The following is a 22,937-nucleotide window of genomic DNA, read 5'->3' on the forward strand; positions in this document are numbered from 1 at the left end:
CGTGCACGCCTCCGTCATCACACATCTGCGGTGTCCGGTCTGCGCCGGCTCCCTCAATGCCGCGAACCGGGCACTGCGCTGCGCCGCCGGCCACTCGTTCGACCTCGCGCGGCAGGGCTACGCCGACCTGACCGCCGGCCGATCCGTGCACGCCGGCGACAGCGCCGACATGGTGGCGGCCCGGGAGGCCCTGCTGGAGGCGGGGCACTTCGATGTCGTGTCCGACGCCGTTTCCGCGGCGGCGGCAGGTGTACCGGGAAAAGGCCTGATCCTGGAGGTGGGCGCCGGCACCGGCAGGTACCTGGCCCGTGCGCTGGGTCCGGCCCGGGTGGGCCTGGCCGTGGACGTGTCGAAGGCGGCGCTGCGCCGCGCGGCCCGGGCCGACCCGCGGATCGGTGCGGTGCGCGCCGACGTGTGGCGGGGCCTGCCGGTGCGCGACGCGACCGCCGACGTCCTGCTCGACATCTTCGCGCCGCGGTCGGGCGCGGAGTTCGCCCGGGTGCTGCGCCCCGGCGGCGTCGCGGTCGTGGTCACCCCCGCCCCCGGCCACCTCGCGGAGCTGGTGGCGGCGCTGGGCATGGTCGGCGTCGACCCGGCGAAGCCGGAGCGGCTCGCGGCGAGCCTCCAGCCGTGGCTCACCCACCTGGGCACGACGCCGCTGCGAGCGGACCTGACGCTGGACCGCGCCGCCGCGGCCGCGCTCGTCGGCATGGGCCCGAGCGCGTGGCACACCGACCCGGCCGAGGTCACCGCCACCCTGGCCACGATGGCGGAGCCGATCACGGCCACGCTGGAGGTGCACCTGAGCCTCTGGCAGGCAGCCTGAGTCAGGTGGAAAGGTCGACGTCCTCCCATCCCGGCGGGTCCCCGTGATAGGGGCCGGTGAAGACGACCGCCCACTCCAGGGCCCAGCGACGCTGGCCGACGGCGTTGGAGTCGAGCTGCCCGGGCAGCGGCAGCCGCCGGCGCTCCGCCTCCAGATATGACCAGTCCAGGCAGTAGTAGAGGTCGAGCTGCGCCGCGGCGGCGCCCGCCCCGCGCGGCGCGGCCAGGGTGCGCTGCCGCCAGGCCGCGAAGGTCTCCCCCTGCGGCAGGTTGGGCAGCCGCTCCATGAGCCCGCCGGCCGCCGGCAGCAGCGGGTCGAGGTCCATGGCGATGCCCAGCAGCCAGGACAGCGCGAACAACGCCTCCAGGTGCAGCGCGAAGGACCGCCCGTCGCCGTCGCCGTCGGAGACGAACTGCCACTCGGGCGGGGTCAGCCGCTCCTCCAGCCGCGCCTCGCGCAGCCACTGCGTCGCGAGCTGCGACGGCATGCCGAAGGCCCGGGCGAGGACCACGTTGAGGATCGCGGCGCGCGCCTCGATCTCCTCCCCGGGACGCAGCTCCACCTGGTCGCCCGGCTCCCAGGCGAGGGGGAAGTTGGGCGGTGGCAGGGGGAGCCGCAGGCGGTGCAGCTCTTCGAGGCTCGCCTCCCGCACCCGCTGCGGATCCGGCGCCGTCACGGTCACCCGGGCACTGTAGCCGCCCGGCCAGGCGGTGTCTCCAGTGCCGTTCCTAGGCGTCCCGGCGGGCCAGGTCCGGTCCGAAGGCGGGCAGGCAGACCGCGACGTACTCCGCGCCCTCCGGGGTCGGGGTGGTGTAGCGGATCCGTTCCCCCGCCCGGGTGACGATGGCCTGACCCGCCGCGACGTCGAAGTGGCCGCCGTCGTGCTCGACCCTGACCGTGCCGCGGAGCACGATCGTGAACTCGTCGAACTCAGGGGTCTGGAAGGGCTCGGTCCAGCCGCCGGGCGCGATCATCTTCGCGATCGACACCGAGGACTCGCCGGAGTTGACCCGGCCGACGTATTCGTCGATGACCTTGCCGCCCGGGACCGGGATCTGCGTCGGGGCGTCGATGAGCTGGGGCATCAGGAGATCCTGTCGAGAATCAGGGGTCGGGACGGTGGCGGCGTGTCGGAGATGGCGACGGCGTCGCGGGCCACGGACAGCGCCGCCGGCAGCTTCGCCGCGTCCTCCGCCCGCAGTTCCATGATCACATCGCCGGCCCGGACGGCGTCGCCGGGCTTGCGGTGCAGGACGATGCCGGCCGAGGCGCTGACCGGATCCTCCTTGCGGGCCCGGCCCGCGCCGAGACGCCAGGCGGCCACGCCGACAGCGTAGGCGTCCATGGTGGCGACGAAGCCGTCGCGGTCGGCGGTGATCGTCTCGACCTCGTGCGCCACGGGCAGCGGCGCGTCCGGGTCGCCGCCCTGCGCGCGGACGAGGGCCCGCCACGAGTCCATGGCCCGCCCGTCGGCGATCGCGGCCTGCGGATCGGCGTCGCCGAGACCTGCCGCGTCGAGCATCTCCCGGGCGAAGGCCAGGGTCAGCGCGACCACGTCCTGCGGACCACCTCCGGCGAGGACCTCCAGGGACTCCTCGACCTCCACGGAGTGCCCGACCGTGCGGCCCAGCGGGACCTCCATGTCGGTGAGCAGGGCGACGGTGGTCACGCCGTGCGCCTTGCCCAGCTCGACCATGGTGCGGGCCAGTTCCCGGGCGTCGGCGACCTGGCGCATGAACGCGCCCGAGCCGAACTTCACGTCGAGGACCAGCGCGCCGGTGCCCTCCGCGATCTTCTTGCTCATGATCGAGCTGGCGATCAGCGGGATGGCCTCGACCGTGCCGGTGACGTCGCGCAGCGCGTACAGCTTCCGGTCGGCGGGCGCGAGCCCGTCGCCGGCGGCGCAGATCGCGGCGCCGACGGTACGCAGCTGCTCGACGAACCGCTCGTTGGACAGCCTCGTCCCGAAGCCCGCGACGGCCTCGAGCTTGTCCAGGGTGCCGCCGGTGTGCCCCAGCCCGCGCCCGGACAGCTGCGGCACCGCGGCGCCGCAGGCGGCGACCAGTGGGGTCAGCGGCAGCGTGATCTTGTCGCCGACGCCGCCGGTGGAGTGCTTGTCGACCGTCGGCCGGCCGACCCCGGACAGGTCCAGCCGCTCCCCGGAGGCGATCATCGCCGCGGTCCAGCGGGCGATCTCGCCGGCGCTCATGCCGTTGAGCAGGATCGCCATCGCGAGCGCGGACATCTGCTCGTCGGCGACGGCCCCTTTGGTGTACGCGTCGACGACCCAGTCGATCTGCGCGTCGCTCAGCACGCCCTTGTCGCGCTTGGCGCGGATCACGTCCACGGCCGCGAAGGTCATCCCATGCTCCAGTCCTGGTCGATGCCCGCCGGCCTGGGGGTGTCCCCGGCCCAGCGGGAGGTGCCCTGCGCGTCCACCACGACCACCCGTGGCGTGCGGATCCGGCCCCAGGCCACGGCCTCCCCGGCGGTGGCCCAGGTCGGCCCCTCCTCCAGGATGCCTGCCGGCTCACCGTCGGCGGTGCCGGACGATCGCTCCCAGTAGGCGGTCCAGACCTGCCTGACGTCGGCCACGTCGGGGTGCACGAACACCGTCCCCGTCCCGACCTTCAACGCGAGCGCGGCCGGGACGGTGGGCGCCGGGGGCGCCGTGCCCCCGCCGATCCGCCCGAGGTCGCGGTCGTCGAACGCGTACGGCAGCAGCGCCGACATCGGCAGCGGACCGTCGGCGTGGTCGATGAGGCAGTCCGGGCCGCCGTGCTCCCACAGCAGCTGCCGGCAGCGCCCGCACGGCATGAGCGGCTGCCCGTCGCCGTCGACGCAGGCCAGGGCCACCAGCCGGCCGCCGCCGGTGACCTGGAGGTTGGAGACCAGGCCGCACTCGGCGCACAGGCCGAGACCGTAGGAGGCGTTCTCGACGTTGCAGCCGACGACGACCCTGCCGTCGTCGACCAGCGCCGCCGCACCGACCGGGAACTTCGAGTACGGCGCGTAGGCGCGCGCCATCACGGTGACGGCCGCCGTGCGCAGCGCCACCCAGTCAACGTCCGCCACGCTCAGCCTCCACGCCGGTACGGCTTGCCGTCCGCGGCGGGCGGTCTGAGCCGCTGGGCCGCGAGCGCCAGCACCACAAGCACGGTGATGTACGGCGCCGCCTGCACCATCGCGGTCGGGATGGTGTCCACAGCAAAGAACAATACGTAGGACAGGACGCCGAGGACGGCGGAAGCGATCGCCACGACTCTGTTGCGGCGGATGAACTCCCACACGGCGAGCGCCAGCAGCAGCGCCCCGACGAGGATGAGCAGGGCGTGCACGGACTCGCTGCCGCGCCGCAGCTGCAGCGCGTCGGTGTAGCCGAACAGGGAGGCGCCGACGGCGAGGCCGCCCGGCCGCCAGTTGCCGAAGATCATCGCGGCGAGGCCGATGTACCCGCGGCCGCCGGTCTGCCCCTCGCGGTAGATGGCGGAGGTGACCGTGGACAGGTACACGCCGCCGAGCCCGGCCATCGCGCCGGAGATGACGACGCCGTAGTACTTGTAGCGGTAGACGTTGAGGCCGAGGCTCTCCGCCGCGTGCGGGTCCTCGCCGACGGAGCGCACCCGCAGGCCGAAGGCGGTCTTCCACAGCAGCCACGCGGAGAGCGGGATCAGCAGCACGGCGAGGATCGTCACCAGCGAGACCTCGTGGAGCAGGCCGCGCAGTACCCCGGCGACGTCGCTCACCAGGAACCACTCGTGGTCCTCGATGCCCTTGAGGCTGTCGACGCCGGGCACCGAGATCCTGGGCACCTGGTCCACGACCTGCGGCGACTGGGTCGCGCCGGCGCTGCCCCAGGTGATGTACGACAAGTAGCGCACGACCCCGGGCGCCAGGATCGTCATCGCGACGCCGGAGATGATGTGGTCGACGCCGAACGTGACGGTGGCGACCGCGTGGACGAGACCGCCGATCGCGCCGCCGAGGATGCCGATGAGCAGCCCGATCCACGGCCCGAACTCCAGGCTGCCCCACGCGCCGAACCAGGTGCCGAGGATCATCTGGCCCTCGAGGCCGATGTTGACCACGCCGGCGCGCTCCGCCCAGAGGCCGCCGAGACCGGCGAGCCCCAGCGGGACCGCCGCCTGGAGCGCGGCCTGGATGGCGCCCGACGACGTGACGTCGGGGGCGCTGGCGAGCTGGTGGACCAGGGACAGCCCGACCAGCGCGCCGGCGATGATCAGCAGGATCGTGCCGGTGGACATGCGCCGGCTGCGGGGCTTGGCCGCGGGCTGCGCCGCTGCCGAGAGCATCGTGTCGGTGCTCACTTCGACTCCTCCACTACCGCGGCTGCGGGCACGGCCGCGGCGGTGGCCACGCCGACCCGCCGTTGCTGCGCCCGCCTGCCGACGCGGGCCGCGAGCTCGTAGGCGATGACGACCGACAGGACGGTGACGCCCTGCATGATCAGGATGATCTCTTTCGGGATCCCGTCGAGGTCGAGGATGATCTGGGAGCTCGCCAGGAAGCCCCACAGGATCGCGCCGAGGGCCATGCCGATCGGGTGGTTGCGGCCGAGCAGGGCGACGGCGATGCCGGTGAAGCCGATGCCGCCGAAGCCCTCCGTGTAGGTGTGGCTCTCCCCGAGCATCCGGGGCAGGTTGACCAGCCCGGCGACGGCGCCGGAGATCAGCATCGCGGTGATCACCATGCGCTTGGCGTTGACGCCGCTGGCGACCGCCGCGAAGGGGTTGTAGCCGGTGGCCCGCAGGTCGAAGCCGAAGCGGGTGCGGTTGATGGTGAACCAGTACGCGACGCCGAGGATCACGGCGATCGCGAAGAAGCCGAGCACCTTCTGCTCGGTGCCGGAGACAATCGGCAGCCCGGGCATCCAGGAGCTCTCCGGCAGGATGCCGGTGGTCTTGATCTGAGCGCCGGGCTCCGTCACGCCCCAGTGGTCGTTGAGCAGCCAGGTCACCAGCAGGCCGCCGATCGCGTTGAGCATCAGCGTGGAGATGACCTCGCTGACGCCCCGCTGGGTCTTCAGCAGCGCCGCGATGGACGCCCACAGCGCGCCGACGATCATCGCGACCACGACGATGAGCACGATCCGCAGGCCGCCGGGCATCCACTTCATGAACGACGCGCTGGCCAGGGCGCCGGCGAAGAACGCGGCGACCTTGGACTGTCCCTCGACGCCGATGTTGAACAGGCCCATCTTGAAGCCGAACGCCACCGCGACGGCGGCGATGTAGAGCTCGCTGGCCTTGTTGAGGATCTCGACCTTCTGGTCGGGCTGCGTGCCGAACTCGTACATGTGCTGGAAGGCCAGCAGGGGGTCCTTGTCACTGATCAGCAGCGCGACCGAGGAGATCGCGGCGGCGATGACCAGTGCGGCGACCGGTGCGATCAGCTGCGGGAGCAGCTTCGCGACGTCGATCCGCCGGGCCCCGACGGCGGGAGCGGCGCTCATGCCGCCACCTCCGCTGCGCTCCGGACCGTTCATGAAGGGATCTCCTCACCTGTGGCGCCGGTCATGGCGACGCCGAGCTGCTCGGGGGTGACGGTCGACGGGTCGGCGTCGGCCACCAGCCGCCCACCGTAGATCACCTTCAGCGAGTCGGACAGACCGATCAGCTCGTCCAGGTCGGCCGAGATGAGCAGCACGCCCATGCCGGCGATCCGGGCGTTGCGGATGTGGTCCCAGATGGCGGCCTGGGCGCCGACGTCCACACCGCGGGTCGGGTGGGCGGCGATCAGCAACTTCGGCTGATGGCTCATCTCCCGGCCGACGATGAGCTTCTGCTGGTTGCCGCCGGACAGCGCGACCGCGGCGACGTCGATGCTGGGGGTGCGCACGTCGTACTCGGCGACGATCCGGGTGGTGTCGCGGCGGGCGCCGCCGACGTTGATCAGGGCGCCGATGGCGTTGGGCTTCTCGGTCTGGTGGCCGAGGATGCGGTTCTCCCAGAGCGGGGCGTCGAGCAGCAGGCCCTGCCGGTGCCGGTCCTCCGGGATGTAGCCGAGGCCCGCCTCGCGGCGCTGCCGGGTCCGCCAGCCGGAGATGTCGGCGCCGTCGAGGACGACGGTGCCGGTGGATCCGCGCATGCCCATGATGGCCTCGGCAAGCTCGGCCTGGCCGTTGCCCTCGACGCCGGCGATGCCGACGACCTCGCCCTTGTGGATCGTGAAGGTGGCGCCGTCGACGAGCGGCCGCCCGTCGGGGGCGCGGACCGTGAGCTTCTCCACGGCCAGGACCGGCACGTCGGTGACGGTCGACTCGCGCGCCTCTGGGCTGGGCAGCTCGCTGCCGACCATGAGGGTCGCCAGCTGGCGGGCGGTGACCTGGTCGGGCTTGACGGACGCGACGGTCGTGCCGCGCCGGATGACGGTGATGTCGTCGGCGACGCCGCGGACCTCGTCGAGCTTGTGGGAGATGAACAGCACGGTCAGGCCCTCGCGGATGAGCTCGCGCAGGTTGCCGAAGAGCTCGTCGACCTCCTGCGGGACCAGCACCGCGGTCGGCTCGTCGAGGATGAGGATGCGGGCGCCCCGGTAGAGCACCTTGAGGATCTCGACCCGCTGGCGGTCGCCGACACCGAGGTCCTCGACCAGCGCGTCGGGCTCCACGCCCAGCCCGTACCGCTCGGAGATCTCGCTGATCTTCAGCTTCGCCCGGTCGCCGATGCCGTGCAGCTTCTCGGCACCGAGGACCACGTTCTCCGTTACCGTGAAGTTGTCGGCCAGCATGAAGTGCTGGTGCACCATGCCGATGCCGACCGCGATCGCGCCCTGCGGCGAAGAGAACCTCACCGGGCTGCCCTCGATGAGGATCTCGCCCTCGTCCGGCGGCTGCATCCCGTAAAGGATCTTCATGAGGGTCGACTTGCCGGCCCCGTTCTCACCGACGATCGCGTGGATCGTGCCCTTGCGAACGGTGAGGTTGACGTCCGAGTTCGCCACGACGCCGGGGAACCGCTTGGTGATCCCCTTCAGCTCGACGGCGGGTGGGTCCGCGGTCACGAGATGCTCCTTCAACGAGTGATGGCGGGGGACCGGATCACAGTCCCCCGCCTCACGTCCAGCTATGGATTACTTGGTCGGCACCGTGATCTTGCCGGAGACGATGTCGGCCTTGAGCTCGTCGAGCTTGGTCTTGATGTCGTCGACCTGACCGCCGGAGGTGGCGTAGCCCACGCCGTCCGCCTTGAGGTCGAAGACCGTCGCGCCCGCCTTGAACTTCTCCTCGGAGAAGTCCTTGACGAAGTTGAACACCGCGTTGTCGACCCGCTTGAGCATCGAGGTCATGATGACCGTCTTGAGCGACGCGTCGGTCACGGTGTTGTACTGGTCGGAGTCGACGCCGATGGCCAGTGCGCTCTTGGCCTTGGCGGCCTCGAAGACGCCGGTGCCGGAGCCGCCCGCGGCCGCGTAGATGATGTCGGCCTTCTGGTCGTACATACCGGTGGCCGCGGTCTTGCCACCCGCGGGGTCGTTGAAGCCCTTGCAGGCCTCGGCCGGGGTCGACAGGTAGTTGGTCAGCACCTTGACGTCGGCCTTGGCGGCCTTGGCGCCCGCGGTGAAGCCCGCCTCGAACTTCTTGATCAGGTCGACCTGGCAGCCACCGATGAAGCCGACCGTGCCGGTCTTCGTCTTCAGGGCCGCGGCCGCACCGACCAGGAAGGAGCCCTGCTCCTCGGCGAACACGAGGTCGGCCACGTTGTCGGCGGTGGTGCCGCCGTCGACGATGGCGAACTTGGTGTTCGGGCAGTCCTTCGCCGCACGGGCGAGCGGGCCGTTCTTCGCGTCCGCGCCGTCGTAGACGAAGCCGACCGCGATGACCGGGTTGTAACCCGTCGTGCAGAGCAGCTTCAGCCGCGAGTACTTGTCGTTCTCGCTCTCGCCGGCGACCGCGGCCAGGTCCTTGACCTCGATGTTGAGGTCGGTCTTGACCCGGTCCAGGCCGGCTGCGGCGGAGTCGTTGAACGACTTGTCGCCACGGCCGCCGATGTCGAACGCGAGGCCGACCTTGACGCTCTTCTTCGTCGCGCCGCTGCTGCTGCCGCTGCCCGGGTCACTGCCCTTGTCATCGCCGCAAGCGGCCATGCTCCCCAACGCGACAATCGCCACCGCGGCGGCCGCGAGAACCTTCATCCCACGCACTCGGCGCAAGACGGTCTCCCTTCACCAAAGCACCGCCCCAACGCGGTGAATCCCAACGGCGGGAGCGTACGCCCTCGGACCGGCAGTTCCCCCGTTTGCTGCCGGGTTGGGAGGAGTGCGTTATAGGGCCGTGACGTGCCGGAGGTCCTTTGAGCCTACCGAGATCGATCTTGTAACGCCCGCTTTACTTCCAAAAGACGGCAACGGCGGCGTTAACGAGCGTTAAACCCACCAAAGCCAGGAAATGCCCCCGGTTGACCTGCTCGCGCTTGCGCGAGAAGAACGCCATGGCGAAGATCGCCAGGCCGATGACCGCCTTGACGGCGAGCTTGGCGCTCGGCGGCTCGTCGCCGTCGCGCAATGGCGCCGACAGCGCGATGCCGGTCACCACCTGGACGATCGCACCCCACAGCATGGCGTTGTTGATCCGCAGCGGGCCGGCGAGGTACTGGGTGATCGATCCACCCAGCAGCAGCGCGAAGCCGATGAGATGGGCAAAGAGGAGGATGAGCCGCAAAGGTTCCACCTGGGCAACGTAGTGGTTCCTTGACTCTCCAGCCGCTGGAGGGTCCACGATGGCCGCATGAACATCGGCGAGCTGTCGAGGCTGTCCGGGCTGCCGGTCAAGACCATCCGGTACTACTCCGACGTCGGACTGGTGCCGGAGGCCGATCGCTCCCCCGCCGGGTACCGCCGCTACGACCACGACAGCCTGGTCCGGCTGGACTTCGTCCGCACGCTGCGCGAACTCGGCCTGGACATCGCCACCATCAAGCGGGTCCTGGAGCGCGGCGAGGACCTCGGCGCAGTGGCCGCCGCGCACGCCGAGGCCCTCGGCGTGCAGATCCGGGTGCTGCGGTTGCGCCGCGCGGCCCTGCGCGCCGTGTCCCGCCGCGAACCGACCCCGGCGGAGCTGGACCGGATGACCAGGATCGCCCGGGCCGGCACGGACGAGCGCCGGCGGATCGTGGACGAGTTCTTCGACAGCATCTTCGCCGGGATCGCCGAGACCCCGCAGGCCGCGCAGTTCACCGCGCGGATGCGCAGCGTCTCCCCCGACCTGCCCGACGACCCCACCGACGCGCAGGTCGACGCCTGGATCGAGCTCGCCGGGATGCTCCGCGAGCAGGACTTCCGGGCCCGGCTCCAGGAGATGAGCAAGCGGAGCTTCGACCCGGGCGAGCGCCGGCTGACACCCACCGACATGTCGGAAATATCATGGTTCACCGGGCACATCGCCGAGCACATGGACGCGGGCGTCGCGCCCGGCAGCCCGGCGGCGGTCCCGGTGGTCGCCGCGGTGCTGACCCGGTGGGGTGTCGCCGACGAGGACCGCGATCAGCTCATCGACCAGCTCACCCTCGCGGTCGACGAGCGGGCCGAGCGCTACTGGCGGCTGATGGCGGTGATCAACGGCTGGCCGCCGATCCCGGCGACGATGCACCGGTGGGAGTGGTTCCTGAACGCCCTCCGGGAGTGCCGCGGCCCGTTAGCGTGACCTGGTGGAGTGGTGGCGGCACGCGGTCATCTATCAGGTCTATCCGCGCAGCTTCGCCGACGCCGACGGGGACGGCGTCGGGGATCTGCCGGGCATCACCGCCCGGCTCGGCCACCTCGCCGACCTCGGCGTCGACGCCCTGTGGCTCTCCCCGTTCTACCGCTCCCCCATGGTCGACGGCGGCTACGACGTCAGCGACCACCGCGACGTCGACCCGGTCTTCGGCACTCTGGCCGACTTCGACGCCCTGCTCGCCGAGGCGCACCGCCTCGGGCTGCGGGTGATCGTCGACATCGTGCCCAACCACACGTCCTCGCGGCACCCGTGGTTCGTGGACGGGCGGCGCGACCGGTACGTCTTCCGCGACGAGCCGAACGGGTGGCAGTCGCTCTTCGGCGGCCCCGCCTGGACGCGGGTCGCCGACGGGCAGTGGTACCTGCACCTGTTCGACCCCGAGCAGCCCGACCTGAACTGGCACAACCCGGAGGTCCGCGAGGAGTTCGACGACATCCTGCGCTTCTGGCTGGACCGGGGCGTGGACGGCTTCCGGGTCGACGTCGCCCACGGCATGATCAAGGACCTGGCCGGCGTGACGCTCTTCGACCACGAGGACGTGCACGAGATCCACCGCCGCTGGCGGAAGATCCTGGACTCCTACCCGGGCGAGCGGATGGCGGTCGCCGAGGTGTTCGACACCGCGCCGGCCCGGGTCGCCCGCTACGTGTCCGTCGGCGAGCTGCACCAGGCGTTCAACTTCGACTTCCTGGAGGCGCCGTGGGAACCGGCGGTCCTGCGCCGCATCATCGACGCCTCGCTCAGGGCCGCGGCCGCGGTCGGCGCGCCGCCGACCTGGGTGCTGTCCAACCACGACCGGCGCCGGCACGTGACCCGGTTCGGCGGCGTGCGGCGGGCCCGGGCGGCGGTCCTGCTGATGCTCGGCCTGCCCGGCAGCGCCTACCTGTACCAGGGCGAGGAGCTCGGCCTGCCGGAGGTCCTGGACCTGCCGGACGAGGTGCGCACCGACCCGCAATGGGTCCGCTCCGGCGGCGAGGAGCCCGGCCGGGACGGCTGCCGGGTGCCGTTGCCCTGGTCCGGTGACGCGCCGCCGTTCGGCTTCGGCCCGGGCGGCTCGTGGCTGCCGCAGCCGGCGGACTGGGCCGGCCTGACGGTCGAGGCGCAGCGGCTGGACCCGCACTCGACGCTGTCGCTCTACCGGGACGCGCTGCGGCTGCGCCGGCCGTCCGACGCGCTGCGCTGGCTGGACGCGCCCGACGGGGTGCTGCTCTTCGAGACGGACACGATGCGCGTGGCGGCGAACCTGAGCGGGGTCCCGATCCGCGTAATGCCGGCCACCCCGCTGCTGAGCAGCAACGAGATGGCCGGCGAGCTGCCACCGGACACGACCGCCTGGTGGACGATCTAAGCGGTCAGCCTGGCCGCGATCCGGGCGAAGCCGGCGCGGATCTCCTCGATCGACGGGGCTTCGTGCGTGTGGTCCGGGTCGTCGTGGTCGTGGTCGTGGTGGCCGTCGCCGTAGTCCGCGAGCTCCTCGTCGAGCGCCGCGGTCTCCACGTCCTCGTTCTCCGCCGCCAGGCGGGAGGCGGCGATGTCACCGAGGATCTGCTCGGCGGTGACGTGCGGCTGGAGCGGCTCGACCACCGCCATCAGGTCCTCGTCGGCCACGACGGCCTCGGCGAGGGCGAGCGCGTGCGCCCGCTCGTAGGGCCCGGCCACGACGGGCTCCCACTCCTCGTCCTCGTTCAACGGGCCGAAGGTGATGATCCACGGCAGGGTCAGCGCCGGCGCGTCGGCCGGCAGGTCCAAAGTCACAAGTGCACCCACGGCGCCCATCATGACCCCTCGCGCGGCTCCGGTGTCGCCGAACCGCCGGACGGCGCGATCCGCCCGGCCATGTCGGCGGCCACCGCCACCGAATCGGGGTCCGCGCCACCCGGGTGGGGTGGGTGGTCGGCGCGCACCTCGGCCGCGACCCGCTGGGTGGTCTCCGCGGCCTCCTCGACCAGCTCGGCCGCGCGCAGCGCCGCCTTCACGTCGCTGCGCGGCTCACCCCCGGCCAGGTCCTTGGCCCGGCCGTGGGTGTCGGTGGCGGCGAGCGCGGCGGCGAACAGCAGCAGCTGGTGCAGCAGGTACATGTAGAGCAGCAGCCCGATCGTGCCGGCCACCAGCTGGTAGGCCGGGTTGTCCTCGATCCGGGTGATGTAGAGCTTGCCGAGCGTCTTGAGCAGGCCGAGGCCGACCGCGAAGAGCGCCGCCGAGGGCAGCAGCCGGCGCAGCGACATCCGCAGCCGCGGCACGCCGGCCAGCAGCGCCATGCCCAGGACCAGGTCGACGATCCCCGACAGCAGCGTCGACGTGCCCCGCAGCGCCACCCGGACCGGGTCCTGCTCGAAGTCGCCGGCCAGCCAGTACAGCAGCTCCTGGACACCGGCGAAGATGGCGATCGACACGATCAGCAGCAGGCCGAGCGCCACCAGGACGCCGAGGTCGACGAGCCAGCGCACGAAGTAGTTGCCGGGGTGCTCCTGCAGGTGCCACAGGGCGCGCTGCGACGAGCGCAGGTTCTCCACCCAGCCGACCCCGGCGATGACCAGGCCGACCAGCGCGATCAGCCCGATCTGCTGGCTGCCGGCGAAGATCTGGTCGGAGTGCAGCTGCGGCAGGTTGACCGCCAGGTAGCCCTGGACCCTGGCGACGACGGCGTCGTTGCCGCCGAGCACCCGGCCGAGGATGAAGAACGCCACGACCACCATCGCGAAGACGGCGAAGAAGCCGTAATAGGCCGTGGCGGCGGCCAGGCGGGCCGCGTCGACGTCGAAGTAGCGCTCCTGGGCCCGCCAGACGTGGTCGAACACGCGGGAGCGGCGGCGGCCGGCGGCCACCGCCCGGTCGAAGCCGGCTTCCAGCCGGTCCAGCAGGCTCACAGTTCTATCGTCGCTGATCGGCGGCGGACCGGCGCGGCGACAGCCGGTACTTCGCGTGCGACCGCCATCGACCGCCCTCGTCGTGCTCGAAGAGCGCGAAGCCGTCGACGGCGAAGACCGCCTCGTAGCCGGCGAGGTCGGCGAAGACGGCGTCGAGCGCCTCCGGCGCCACGTTGTGCGCGACCGTCACGTGCGGGTGGTACGGGAACGGCACCGACGTCTCGATCGCGGCGGCGCCCAGCACGGCCTCGTGCAGCCGCTCGCACTCGCTGATGCCGGCCGCGACCGCCACGAAGACCACCTGGGTCAGCGGCCGGAACGTGCCGGTCCCGCGCAGCCGCACCTCGAACGCGCTGTGCCGGGCCGCGACGCCGGTGAGGTGCCGGTCGATCGCGGGCAGGTCCGCGGCGGCGACGACGGTCGGGCCGAGCAGGGTCACGTGCGCGGGCACGTGCGCGGCGGCCGGGTCGCCCGCGGCGAGCCGGGCGGCGGTGAGCTCGCTGCCCCACGGGTCGGGGAGGTCGATCGCGACGCCGATGGTGGTCCGCTCGCGCGCCACGTCAGTGCGCAGCACCCGGTGCGAGGAACCCGATCCGGTCGTAGACCGTGCTCAGGGTGGCCGCGGCGACCGTGCGGGCCTTGTCGGCGCCGATCGCGAGCAGCTTGTCCAGCTGCGCGGGGTCCTCCAGATAGGTGTTGGTGCGCTGCTGGATCGGGCGCAGGAACTCCACCACGACCTCGGCGAGGTCCTTCTTCAGGTCGCCGTAGCCCTTGCCGTCGTAGGCGGCGACGAGGTCCTCGATGCTCCGCCCGGTCAGCGCCGAGTAGATCGTGAGCAGGTTGGAGATGCCCGGCTTGGCGGCCTGGTCGAAGATGATCTCGCGGCCGGTGTCGGTGACCGCCGACTTGATCTTCTTCGCGGCCTTCGCCGGGTCTTCGAGCAGCTCGACCAGGCCGGCCGCGGTCGACGCCGACTTCGACATCTTCGCCGTCGGCTCCTGCAGGTCGGTGATCTTCGCCGTGTCCTTGATGATGTACGGCGCCGGCACGGTGAACGTCGGGCCGAACGTGGTGTTGAAGCGCTGCGCCAGGTCGCGGGTCAGCTCCAGGTGCTGCCGCTGGTCCTCGCCGACGGGCACCGCGTCCGCCTGGTACAGCAGGATGTCGGCCGCCTGGAGGATCGGGTAGGTGAAGAGCCCGACGCTGGAGCGGTCCGCACCCTGCTTCTGGGACTTGTCCTTGAACTGCGTCATCCGGCTGGCCTCGCCGAAGCCGGTGATGCAGCCCATCACCCAGCCGAGCTGCGCGTGCTGCGGCACATGGCTCTGCACGAACAGCGTGCACCGCTCCGGCTCGAGCCCGACCGCCAGCAGCTGCGCCGTGCTCACCCGGGTGCGCTTGCGCAGCAGCGCCGGGTCGTGGCCCGCGGTGATCGCGTGCAGATCGACGACGCAGTAGAACGTATCGTGCGTGTCCTGCATCGCCACCCAGTTGCGCAGCGCACCGAGATAGTTCCCCAGATGGAACGAGTCGGCGGTGGGCTGGATCCCGGAGAGCACCCGAGGCCGGGCGGTGCTGACGGACGACGACATGCGCGCCATTCTGTCAGCACCACCACAGCGGTGGCGCAACCGGGAGCGCGACACAGAGGTCTTCATCGGTGAGGGGGTGACGGGGTGGGTGAAGAGCTCGAGGCACGCGAAGCCGTCCGTGACGCGTATGAGGCGCACTACCGGCGACTGGTCGCCGCCCTCTACGCGCTCACCGGCGACCACGCCGAGGCCCAGGACCTGGTCCAGGAGGCCTACGCGCGCGCCCTCGCCCGGCCCCGGCAGTTCCTCGACGTCGCCGACCCGGAGGCGTGGTTACGCACCGTCGCGATGAATCTCGCCCGGACCCGCTGGCGGCGCCGCCGCCTGTTCGACACGCTGGTCCGCAGCGGGCGGGTCGCCCGCCCGGTGGAGAGCGTCCCCGGCGTCGACCCGAACCGGGTCGCCCTCGTCGCCGCGCTGCAGCAGCTGTCGCAGGCGACGCGGGAGACGATCGTGCTGCACCACCTGGCCGACATGTCCGTCCACGAGGTCGCCGACGCCCTGGGCGTGCCGGTGGGCACGGTGAAGGCGCGCCTGTCGCGCGGCCGCGCCATGCTCGCCACCCTGCTCAGCGACACCGAGGCCGACCCCAGGATCGACTACCGGGCCGACGGTCCCCGCCGCCGTCCCGCAGCCCTTGCCCAACCCGACGTCCAGGAGCTGCGAGATGCGCCCTGACCTGGACTTCCGCACCCTCCGTGCGCAGGTCGAGTCGGCGACGTGGATGCCCGACTTCAGCCTGCTGTCCCGCCGTGCGGGCCGGGTCCGCAGGCGCGACCGGATGGCCGTCGTCGGCGCCCTCGTCGGCACGCTCGCCGTGTTCGCGCCCGTCGCCCTCGCCGGCGTGTTCGGCCGGCCGACCCCCGCCGCCCTCGGCCCCAACCCCGACATCGGCGACCCCTGGAGCCCGCTGCCGACGGCGTCCGCCCCGCCGAGCGGCTCCTTCGAGACGACCCGGTCGATCCGGGCGGCCGCCGGCGACCTGCCCGGCGGCGTGGTCGCGGCCATCGACATCTGCGACGAGGCGCCCCAGGCCCGCCGGTGCAACCTGCAGGTGATCATGCTCCGGGTCGAGACCGCGCACCGCCGCGTCCCGTTCGTCACCGACGCGCTGCGCACCAGCCCGCTGGACAAGCTCGACCACGTCGAGCTGGTCCGCATGTCCCCGCAGACGTTCATGCTCAGCGCCGAGGTCAGCGGCGGATCGCGCACCAGCGTCAAGTTCCGCATCGACGAGGCCGCCAAGGACCCCGACGCCGGCCCGGTGGCCAGCGGCCCGGTCATCGGGCCGGAGACCCGCGAGACGCTCGCCACCGGCGACCAGGCGGTGCAGCTGGTGCAGTACGGCGACCTCTTCGGCGTCCGGCAGGACAACGGCGCCCTGAGCCTGCTCGTCGACCAGCCGCCGATGGCCCGGCGGGCCCTCGTCGGCGACCTGCCGGCCGCGGCCGGCTGGTGGGTCACCGGCACCGACCTGCACACCGGCGCCCCCGCGGTCGCGGTCAGCGCCGACCAGGGCCGGCACTGGCAGGCCGTCACCCTCAACGCGCCAGCGGGCATCGACGCGCCGACCGTGACCACCGGCGACGGCGTCACGGCCTACGCGTTCATCCGCTACAGCAAGGGCATCCGGCACTTCCGTACCCGCGACGCCGGCCGCACCTGGCAGGAGGTGAGCACCAAGATCGAGCTGCCGGCGCCCCTGAACAACGACGGCGCCCTCAACGGCCGTCCCTTCGGCGCGGCGGTCCGCCCGGACCGGTCCGTGGTGCTGTGGGTCGAGGGCAGCTCCGAGACCGTCTACCTGGACAGTCCCGACGGCGAGCGCTTCGGGATCGTCGCCGGGCCGGGCGGCCCGATCGACGCCGTCAGCAACGGCTACGCCTCGCTCGGCGGCCAGCCCAGGCTCTCCGTCGACGGCCGCGAGTGGCCCGCCGCGACGATGTCCGGGACCATGCTGCCCAACTGACCGCGGTTCGCGTGGAACCGGCGGCCGGTGTCGGGGATCGTGAGCGGTGTGAGCGAGCTCGAGGGGGTCTACCACGCCTGTTACCGCAGGCTGGTGACGCAGCTCTACGCGTTCACGACCGACCTGACCGAGGCCCAGGACGTGGTGCAGGAGGCGTTCGCCCGCGCCGCCGCCCGCCCCGGCGGCTTCACCGGCATCGACAACCCCGAGGCGTGGCTGCGCACCGTGGCGGTCAACGTCGTCCGCCGCCGCTGGCGCCGGCGGAAACTGCTCGACCTGATCCTGCTCCGCGAGCGCGCCGTCCAGCGGCACGTCGAGGCCGGCCCCTCGCCGGAGCGCACCGATCTGACCGAGGCCCTCGACGCCATCCCCCGCACCTACCGGGAGGTCATCGTGCTGCACTACTACGCCGACCTCAGCGTCGAGGAGATCTCCGCCGCGCTCGGCGTGCCCGGCGGCACCGTCAAGTCGCGGCTGTCCCGCGGGCGGGCCGCCCTCGCCGAGCGGCTGCCCGGCTACCGCCCCGCACCCGCGAAGGAGGTGCGTCATGCCTGACGAGCTGGAGACCCTGCTCCGCGCCCAGCGACTCGACTTCACCCAGCCGCCCATGGCCGCGATCACCGCCAGGGCCCGCGTCCTGCGCCGCCGGCGGCGCGCCGTCCGGGCCGGCGCGGTCGCCCTGGTCGCGCTGGTCGCGCTGGCCGCCTCCTCGTTCCTGATCCCTCGCGGGACCCCCGCGCCGCAGGTCGCCGCGTCGTCGCCGGCACCGCCCGGAGGTGTCTGGTCCGGCGGCGGCATCACCGTCAACGGGCTGCCGGGCCTGCCCCGGGACCTGCCCGGGAAGATCGTGGACGCGGAGTTCATCGACGCCGACCGGGGGTTCCTGCTGACGAAGGAGTGCGCCGGCTCCTGCACCGCCTGGGTCAGCGCCTCGACCGACGGCGGCCGGACGTGGAGCACGCAGCGCGCACCCGGCGCGTTCGGCGTCCCCGACGCCGGTGACGCGCTCTCGCTGGTCGTCACCGGCTCGCGGATCACGCTGATCGGCGGGCCGGGCCGGGCGAGCAGCGAGGACGGCGCCGCGTGGGACACCGCCGACGACGCGCCCACCACCGCCGTCCTGCCCGGTGACGCCCGCCTCGTCCTGCGCGACGGGCGGGTCATGGCGCTGCTGCACGACGGGACGACGCTGATCGCGCCGCCCGCCCAGCCGCCGATCGGTGCCGCCTGGGTCGCTCCGGTGCGAGCCGGCGACGGCTCCTGGTGGGTCGGCGGGACGGACGGCGGCCACCCGGCGGTGGCGGTGTCCCGCGACGGGGGCGCCACGTGGGCCTCGACGACCTTCCCCGGCACCGGCACGGCGCGGGTGTCGTTCCTCGGCCGGGACGTCTACGCGGCGCTGACGGACCCCACCACCACGCCGCCGGCCCTGGTGGGCGTCGCCGCGTCCTCGGACGGCGGCGCGACCTTCGCCCCGCCCCGGCCGCTCACCGCCACGACCATCGGCGGCGACCTGGTCCCGCTGCTGGACGACCGCCTCCTCATCGTCGACGGCGACGGCCACTGGCTGGTCTCCACCGACCGCGGCGGCACCTGGCAGCGGGTGACCGGCCTGCACCCGACCGACCGCCTGGCGAGGACGCAGGCCGGGTGGATCGCCTACGGGATGTCGACGATCTACACGGCCTACTCGGTCGACGGCACCACCTGGCAGAAGCTGGACGCCCAATAGCCCAGTCGCGGAACCCAGCCGCGGAACCCAGCCGCGGAACTCAGCCGCGGAACTCAGCCGCGGATGAAGTCCCAGGCGTCCTGGACCATCGTCGACAGCTCGGCGAACCGCGGGGTCCAGGCCAGCTCGGACCTCGCCTTGTCGGAGGCGGCGACCAGCTGCGCGGGGTCGCCGGGGCGGCGGGGCGCCATCTCGACCGGGATCGGGTGGCCGGTGACCTCGCGGACGACCTCGACGACCTGCCGGTTGGAGAAGCCGGTGCCGTTGCCCAGGTTGAAGACGCGGTGGCCCGGGCCGTCCATGGTGCCCAGGGCGAGGAGGTGCGCCGCGCCGAGGTCGCCGACGTGGATGTAGTCGCGGACGTTGGTGCCGTCGGGGGTGTCGTAGTCGTCGCCGAAGAGCTGGAGCTTCTCCCGGCGGCCGAGGGCGACCTGCAGCGCGATCGGGATCAGGTGCGTCTCCGGGTCGTGCCGCTCCCCGATCATGGAGCCGTCCGGGCGGCGCAGGGCGCCGGCGACGTTGAAGTAGCGGAGGCTGACGGCGGAGATGCCGTGCCCGACGGCCTCGCCGGTGAGCGCGTGGTCGGCGGCGAGCTTCGAGGTCGCGTACGGGTTCGGCGGGCGCACCGCGGCGGTCTCCGGGATCGGCACGACGTCGGGGTCGCCGTAGACGTTGGCCGTGGAGGAGAAGACCAGGCGGCGGGTGCCGGCGGCGCGCATCGCGTCCAGCAGCAGCAGCGTGCCGACGGTGTTGTTCTCCCAGTACTTCTCGGGCTTCTGCACGCTCTCGCCGGCGGCGATGAACGCGGCGAAGTGCAGCACGCCGTCGAACGCGGCGTCGCGGGTCAGCACGTCGCCGATCCCGTCGTGGACCCGGCCGCGGACGAAGACCGCGCCCTGCGGCACGGACGACTCGTGGCCGGTGGAGAGGTCGTCGAGCACTGTGACGTCGTGACCGGCGTCCAGCAGCAGGGCGGTGACGACGCTGCCGATGTAGCCGGCGCCCCCGGTGACGAGCAGTTTCACGGTGTTCCTCCAAAAGTCATCAGGAACCAACAAATTTACACGTCGACAGTGAACGGTGGGGTGCCCGCCGCCTACAATTCCGGCATGCCGGAGCTCGGCCCCGGAACCATGAGACACGCCGTCGCGCGTCTGCTGAGCCGCTGGGCACATCGGCTTCACGCTACCAACGGGCCCGCGGACGTCAGCGAGGCCGAGCTGCGGACCCTGATCGCCAGTGGCACCGGCACCGGACACGTCCGGGAGGTGATGGTCCCGCGCACCGAGGTGCTGTTCCTCGACGCGGGCCTGACGGTCGCGGAGGCGGTGACGACGGTGCGGGCCACCCGGCACTCGCGGTTTCCGGTCATCGACGGCGACCAGGACGACGTGCTCGGCTTCGTCCACGTGCGCGACCTGACACTGCTGCCCGCGGTCGACCCGTGCCTGCGCCTGCGGGAGCTGACCCGCGAGGTGAAGCGGCTCCCGGCGAGCAAGCGGGTCCTGTCCGCGCTGTCCGAGATGCGCCGGGAGGGCCACCACCTGGCGGTCGTCATGGACGAGTACGGCGGCACCGCGGGCATCGTGACCCTGGAGGACCTCATCGAGGAGCTCGTCGGTGAGATCCACGACGAGTACGACGCGCCGCCCGCGCCGGAGGAGCCGGCGGAGGTGGACGGCCGCCTGAACCTCGCGGACCTCGCCGAGCGGACCGGTCTGGTGCTCCCCACTGGACCGTACGAGACGATCGCGGGCTTCGTCATGGCCCGCCTGGGCCGGCTGCCGAGGACCGGCGACGAGGTGCGGCACGACGGCTGGCACCTGCACGTCGGCACGGTGGAGGGCCGCCGGGTGGCGCGGGTGTCGGTGATCCGCCCGCGCCAGCCGTAGAGGAACCCGCGCCAGCCATAGAGGAAGCTGTCGCCGGCTGCCCCACCGCAGGCGGCGGGTCGGGGTGCGGGGTTCCCACCCCGCACCCCCCCATGCTTCGCCTCGAGCCTCAGCCGGCCTCGATGATCATGCCGGCGCCGACGGTGCGGTTGGTCCCCTCGTCGATGATGATGAAGCCGCCGGTGGTGCGGTTGCGCCGGTACTCGTCGGCGAGCAGCGGCACCGTGGTGCGCAGCTTGACCCGGCCGATCTCGTTGAGCGCCAGGGACGTCGCCGACTCGTCGCGGTGCAGCGTGTTGACGTCGAGCCGGTACTGCAGGCCACGGACAACGGCACGGGCCGCGCGGGTCGTGTGCTTGATGGAGTACTTCGCGCCGACCGTCAGCGGGCGGGACTCGTCCATCCAGCAGATCATCGCCTCGATGTCCTGGGCGACCGCCGGCGCGTTGTTGGGCCGGCAGATCAGGTCACCGCGGGCGATGTCGATCTCGTCGGCGAGCCGGATCGTCACCGACATCGGCGGGTAGGCCTCCTGCAGCTCCCCGTCGGCCGTCTCGATGTGCGTGATCTTCGTGGTGAAGCCGGACGGGAGCACCATGACCTCGTCGCCGGGCTTCAGGACGCCCGAGGCGACCTGACCGGCGTAGCCGCGGTAGTCCGCGACCGTCGTGGACTGCGGCCGGATCACGTACTGCACCGGGAAGCGCACGTCGACCAGGTTGCGGTCCGAGGCGATGTGCACGTGCTCCAGGTGGTGCAGCAGCGACGGGCCCTCGTACCACGGCATCTTCTCGGACCGGGTGACCAGGTTGTCGCCGTGCAGCGCCGAGATCGGGACGACCGTCAGGTCGGGCGCCTCGAGCTTCGCGGCGAACGAGGTGAACTCGTCGGCGATCCGCTCGAACACCTCCTGCGAGTAGTCGACGAGGTCCATCTTGTTGACGCACAGCACCAGGTGCGGCACGCGCAGCAGCGAGCACAGGAAGGCGTGCCGCCGGGACTGCTCGACCAGGCCCTTGCGGGCGTCGACCAGGATCAGCGCCAGGTCCGCGGTGGAGGCTCCGGTCACCATGTTGCGCGTGTACTGGATGTGCCCCGGCGTGTCGGCGATGATGAACTTCCGCCGCGGGGTCGCGAAGTAGCGGTATGCCACGTCGATGGTGATGCCCTGCTCCCGCTCGGCCCGCAGGCCGTCGGTCAGCAGCGCGAGGTTGGTGTACTCGTCGCCGCGCGAGCGCGAGGTCGCCTCGACGGCCTCCAGCTGGTCGGTGAAGATCGCCTTCGAGTCGTACAGCAGCCGGCCGATGAGGGTCGACTTGCCGTCGTCGACGGAACCGGCGGTCGCGAACCGCAGCAGGTCCATCTGCCGCTGTGCGGGGGTCTCAACAACGGCGGTCATCTTAGAAATACCCCTCACGCTTGCGGTCTTCCATGGCCGCCTCGCTGACCTTGTCGTCGCCGCGGGTCGCGCCGCGCTCGGTGATGCGGGTCGCGGCTACCTCGTCGATGACCTTGTCGATCGTGTCCGCGTCGCTGCGGACCGCCGCGGTGCAGGACGCGTCGCCGACGGTGCGGTAGCGGACCCGCTCCACGAACGGCTTCTCGCCCGCCTTCAGCGGCAGGAACTCGTTGATCGCGTAGAACATGCCGTTGCGGTCGACGACCTCGCGGTCGTGCGCGAAGTAGATGTCCGGCAGGTCGATGGCCTCGCGGGCGATGTAGTGCCAGACGTCCAGCTCGGTCCAGTTGGACAGCGGGAACACGCGGATCGACTCGCCGGGCGCGATGCGGGCGTTGTAGAGCGCCCACAGCTCGGGCCGCTGGTTGCGCGGGTCCCACTGGCCGAAGTCGTCGCGGAAGCTGAACACGCGCTCCTTGGCACGGGCCTTCTCCTCGTCGCGGCGGGCGCCGCCGAACAGCGCGTCGAAGCGGTACTTCTCGACGGCCTCCAGCAGGACCGGGGTCTGGATCCGGTTGCGCATGCCGTCGCCGGACTCGCGCACGAGGCCGCTGTCGATCGCCTCCTGGACGCTCGCCACGATGAGCTGCACGTTGAGCTCGCCGACCCGGCGGTCGCGGTACGCGAGGACCTCCGGGAAGTTGTGCCCGGTGTCGACGTGCATGACCGGGAACGGGATCCGGCCCGGCGCGAACGCCTTCTCGGCGAGGCGGAGCATGACGATCGAGTCCTTGCCGCCGGAGAACAGCAGGACCGGACGCTCGAACTCGGCGACCACCTCACGCATGATGAACAGGCTCTCGGCCTCGAGAGCGTCCAGATGCGAGACGCGGTAGGGCGCGCGACTCATGGTTGGCGGAAACC

Annotated in this window: 24 protein-coding genes; 8 read left to right on the forward strand and 16 right to left on the reverse strand. The window is 72.0% G+C overall.

Annotated elements, in window-relative coordinates:
• The first annotated feature begins 1 nt into the window (after position 1).
• A complete protein-coding gene (locus tag ABZS58_RS41920; protein WP_354789469.1) occupies positions 2 to 826 on the forward strand; it encodes a putative RNA methyltransferase in 825 nt (274 codons plus the stop codon).
• Between the two features lies 1 nt (position 827).
• Here ABZS58_RS41920 and ABZS58_RS41925 read toward each other — a convergent pair whose 3' ends face one another.
• The 9 genes from ABZS58_RS41925 to ABZS58_RS41965 form a co-directional block, all read right to left on the reverse strand.
• The gene (locus ABZS58_RS41925) at positions 828 to 1,508 is read right to left on the reverse strand and encodes a DUF4272 domain-containing protein (protein WP_354789471.1); all 681 of its coding nucleotides are present in this window, start codon (positions 1,506 to 1,508) and stop codon (positions 828 to 830) included.
• Positions 1,509 to 1,554: 46 nt separating this feature from the next.
• A complete protein-coding gene (locus ABZS58_RS41930; protein WP_354789473.1) occupies positions 1,555 to 1,911 on the reverse strand; it encodes a cupin domain-containing protein in 357 nt (118 codons plus the stop codon).
• Positions 1,911 to 3,188 (reverse strand): thymidine phosphorylase, encoded by a 1,278-nt coding sequence (locus ABZS58_RS41935; protein WP_354789474.1) that lies wholly within the window; start codon positions 3,186 to 3,188, stop codon positions 1,911 to 1,913. The genes ABZS58_RS41930 and ABZS58_RS41935 overlap by 1 nt, the downstream gene beginning before the upstream one ends.
• On the reverse strand, positions 3,185 to 3,901 hold the full coding sequence (locus tag ABZS58_RS41940; RefSeq protein ID WP_354789476.1) for a cytidine deaminase: 717 nt from the start codon (positions 3,899 to 3,901) through the stop codon (positions 3,185 to 3,187). Before ABZS58_RS41940 ends, ABZS58_RS41935 begins: the two co-directional genes overlap by 4 nt.
• Before the next feature lie 2 nt (positions 3,902 to 3,903).
• Positions 3,904 to 5,154 carry an ABC transporter permease gene (locus ABZS58_RS41945; protein WP_354789478.1) on the reverse strand — a complete coding sequence of 417 codons (1,251 nt, stop codon included), beginning with the start codon at positions 5,152 to 5,154 and terminating at the stop codon, positions 3,904 to 3,906.
• A complete protein-coding gene (locus tag ABZS58_RS41950; RefSeq protein ID WP_354789479.1) occupies positions 5,151 to 6,299 on the reverse strand; it encodes an ABC transporter permease in 1,149 nt (382 codons plus the stop codon). The genes ABZS58_RS41945 and ABZS58_RS41950 overlap by 4 nt, the downstream gene beginning before the upstream one ends.
• 29 nt (positions 6,300 to 6,328) lie before the next feature.
• Entirely contained in the window at positions 6,329 to 7,849 is a 1,521-nt protein-coding gene (locus ABZS58_RS41955; protein ID WP_354789481.1) for an ABC transporter ATP-binding protein, read from the reverse strand.
• Between the two features lie 69 nt (positions 7,850 to 7,918).
• Positions 7,919 to 8,980 (reverse strand): BMP family ABC transporter substrate-binding protein, encoded by a 1,062-nt coding sequence (locus tag ABZS58_RS41960; RefSeq protein ID WP_354789482.1) that lies wholly within the window; start codon positions 8,978 to 8,980, stop codon positions 7,919 to 7,921.
• A gap of 193 nt (positions 8,981 to 9,173) precedes the next feature.
• Complete coding sequence (locus ABZS58_RS41965; protein ID WP_354789484.1) at positions 9,174 to 9,515, reverse strand: hypothetical protein; 342 nt, start codon at positions 9,513 to 9,515, stop codon at positions 9,174 to 9,176.
• 57 nt (positions 9,516 to 9,572) lie between these two features.
• Between ABZS58_RS41965 and ABZS58_RS41970 the strand changes: the two genes are divergently transcribed.
• The gene (locus ABZS58_RS41970) at positions 9,573 to 10,487 is read left to right on the forward strand and encodes a MerR family transcriptional regulator (RefSeq protein WP_354789485.1); all 915 of its coding nucleotides are present in this window, start codon (positions 9,573 to 9,575) and stop codon (positions 10,485 to 10,487) included.
• Between the two features lies 1 nt (position 10,488).
• Complete coding sequence (locus tag ABZS58_RS41975) at positions 10,489 to 11,910, forward strand: glycoside hydrolase family 13 protein (RefSeq protein WP_354789529.1); 1,422 nt, start codon at positions 10,489 to 10,491, stop codon at positions 11,908 to 11,910.
• Here ABZS58_RS41975 and ABZS58_RS41980 read toward each other — a convergent pair.
• Genes ABZS58_RS41980 through trpS form a run of 4 tightly spaced genes read right to left on the reverse strand, consistent with a single transcriptional unit; the run spans position 11,907 to position 15,030 of the window.
• On the reverse strand, positions 11,907 to 12,329 hold the full coding sequence (locus ABZS58_RS41980; protein ID WP_354789486.1) for a hypothetical protein: 423 nt from the start codon (positions 12,327 to 12,329) through the stop codon (positions 11,907 to 11,909). The genes ABZS58_RS41975 and ABZS58_RS41980 overlap by 4 nt on opposite strands.
• An 8-nt stretch (positions 12,330 to 12,337) precedes the next feature.
• Positions 12,338 to 13,429 carry a YhjD/YihY/BrkB family envelope integrity protein gene (locus tag ABZS58_RS41985; RefSeq protein WP_354789487.1) on the reverse strand — a complete coding sequence of 364 codons (1,092 nt, stop codon included), beginning with the start codon at positions 13,427 to 13,429 and terminating at the stop codon, positions 12,338 to 12,340.
• A 4-nt stretch (positions 13,430 to 13,433) separates the two neighbouring features.
• Complete coding sequence (locus ABZS58_RS41990) at positions 13,434 to 14,003, reverse strand: 2'-5' RNA ligase family protein (protein WP_354789489.1); 570 nt, start codon at positions 14,001 to 14,003, stop codon at positions 13,434 to 13,436.
• On the reverse strand, positions 13,990 to 15,030 hold the full coding sequence (gene trpS, locus ABZS58_RS41995) for a tryptophan--tRNA ligase (RefSeq protein ID WP_354789491.1): 1,041 nt from the start codon (positions 15,028 to 15,030) through the stop codon (positions 13,990 to 13,992). The genes ABZS58_RS41990 and trpS overlap by 14 nt, the downstream gene beginning before the upstream one ends.
• Positions 15,031 to 15,105: 75 nt before the next feature.
• Between trpS and ABZS58_RS42000 the strand changes: the two genes are divergently transcribed.
• The 4 genes from ABZS58_RS42000 to ABZS58_RS42015 are packed head-to-tail and all read left to right on the forward strand — an operon-like array spanning position 15,106 to position 18,722.
• Positions 15,106 to 15,699: a sigma-70 family RNA polymerase sigma factor gene (locus ABZS58_RS42000; protein WP_354789493.1), complete on the forward strand. Its 594-nt coding sequence runs from the start codon at positions 15,106 to 15,108 to the stop codon at positions 15,697 to 15,699.
• Positions 15,689 to 16,990: a sialidase family protein gene (locus ABZS58_RS42005; RefSeq protein ID WP_354789495.1), complete on the forward strand. Its 1,302-nt coding sequence runs from the start codon at positions 15,689 to 15,691 to the stop codon at positions 16,988 to 16,990. Before ABZS58_RS42000 ends, ABZS58_RS42005 begins: the two co-directional genes overlap by 11 nt.
• Before the next feature lie 48 nt (positions 16,991 to 17,038).
• A complete protein-coding gene (locus ABZS58_RS42010; protein ID WP_354789497.1) occupies positions 17,039 to 17,545 on the forward strand; it encodes a sigma-70 family RNA polymerase sigma factor in 507 nt (168 codons plus the stop codon).
• The gene (locus ABZS58_RS42015) at positions 17,538 to 18,722 is read left to right on the forward strand and encodes a hypothetical protein (RefSeq protein WP_354789499.1); all 1,185 of its coding nucleotides are present in this window, start codon (positions 17,538 to 17,540) and stop codon (positions 18,720 to 18,722) included. Before ABZS58_RS42010 ends, ABZS58_RS42015 begins: the two co-directional genes overlap by 8 nt.
• Before the next feature lie 53 nt (positions 18,723 to 18,775).
• Here the strand turns inward: ABZS58_RS42015 and galE are convergent, their stop codons facing one another.
• A complete protein-coding gene (gene galE / locus ABZS58_RS42020) occupies positions 18,776 to 19,747 on the reverse strand; it encodes a UDP-glucose 4-epimerase GalE (RefSeq protein WP_354789500.1) in 972 nt (323 codons plus the stop codon).
• 84 nt (positions 19,748 to 19,831) lie between these two features.
• On the opposite strand from galE, the gene ABZS58_RS42025 reads away from it, so the two are divergent.
• Positions 19,832 to 20,614, forward strand: coding sequence for a hemolysin family protein (locus ABZS58_RS42025; protein ID WP_354789502.1), 783 nt, complete (start codon positions 19,832 to 19,834; stop codon positions 20,612 to 20,614).
• A gap of 109 nt (positions 20,615 to 20,723) precedes the next feature.
• Here the strand turns inward: ABZS58_RS42025 and cysN are convergent, their stop codons facing one another.
• Together cysN and cysD are read right to left on the reverse strand one after the other, a co-directional pair.
• Entirely contained in the window at positions 20,724 to 22,013 is a 1,290-nt protein-coding gene (gene cysN, locus ABZS58_RS42030; RefSeq protein WP_354789504.1) for a sulfate adenylyltransferase subunit CysN, read from the reverse strand.
• Position 22,014: 1 nt separating this feature from the next.
• A complete protein-coding gene (gene cysD, locus ABZS58_RS42035; RefSeq protein ID WP_354789505.1) occupies positions 22,015 to 22,923 on the reverse strand; it encodes a sulfate adenylyltransferase subunit CysD in 909 nt (302 codons plus the stop codon).
• Positions 22,924 to 22,937 lie beyond the last annotated feature (14 nt).

Origin of the sequence: Dactylosporangium sp. NPDC005555 (genome assembly GCF_040605635.1) — a bacterium.
Taxonomy (GTDB): Bacteria; Actinomycetota; Actinomycetes; order Mycobacteriales; family Micromonosporaceae; genus Dactylosporangium.